General features: G+C 44.6%; 2 protein-coding genes. Both read right to left on the bottom strand.

The annotated features are described in order from the left end of the window. Nucleotides 1-399 (bottom strand): glycosyl hydrolase family 18 protein (locus R7Q48_RS26030; RefSeq protein ID WP_318133071.1); only part of this gene is annotated, 399 nt, incomplete at its 3' end. A 131-nt stretch (nucleotides 400-530) separates the two neighbouring features. Continuing rightward, nucleotides 531-843 (bottom strand): sugar-binding domain-containing protein (locus tag R7Q48_RS26025; RefSeq protein ID WP_318133069.1); only part of this gene is annotated, 313 nt, incomplete at its 5' end.

Below are 843 nucleotides of genomic sequence, written 5' to 3'. Positions count from 1 at the left end.
ACCAAAAGAAGGAAGAATTTTGAGATCAGGATGTTGTTTCTTCATTTCGGCAAGTTGAGCGAAGTGACCTTTGTATGGCACGTTAACTGAGACAGCGCCAAAGTTCTTTTCCAGTGCCGCTTCGGTATCGACAATGATCGCCGTATAGGGATCTTTTCCTTCGCATTGTTTAGCTACTAGGTTTTGCACCGTTTCAGAGGCACCGGTATGAGGACCGCACATACTGAGAAACGCGTAAATCACATGTGTCAGTTTATCGGCGGGAATATCTTTCACCGTGTATGGGTTTTCTGCATTCGCGTACTGCCAATCCGCAAAGTAACCCGCTACGACTTTTTGCTCGGCGTGCGCCGCACCAGTTATCCCCATAATTAGTGCAGCAAGAAGTGTCTTTTTCATTGTTTTCTCCAGAGTAGGTGTACAAATTTAAAGCTACTCCTAGAGAATATTTTTAACTTGAAAACGAAATCAGGCTGCGAGTCATTTATAAATCATCGCAGCCTGATTACATAAGTTGCATATTATTTGTGCTAACTCTCAGATGCCGCGTTACCGTGCATCTGCTCATCCAAGTTCAATACTGTCAAAGCGTTGCTTACACTGGTAGCAATCACGTCGATTGCACCGGTACGTAACGCACCAAGTAATGCAAGCGGTTTACTGTTTTCAGCAGCGATAGCAATCACTTCTGCGATTGGCCGAAACTCTTCAATTCCAAGGCCAATGACACGGTCACTCATTACGGTGTTGGCAACGTTACCGTGAATATCAAAGAAGTCATAACCCGCAAAGTCTCCTACTACGCCTTGTTTTAGTCGAGATTGAACCACTTCATCTGGTGTA

The sequence above is a fragment of the Vibrio sp. 378 genome (assembly GCF_033339435.1).
The sequence above is the reverse complement of the archived record's forward strand: the minus strand, read 5'-3'. Positions and strand labels throughout refer to the sequence as shown.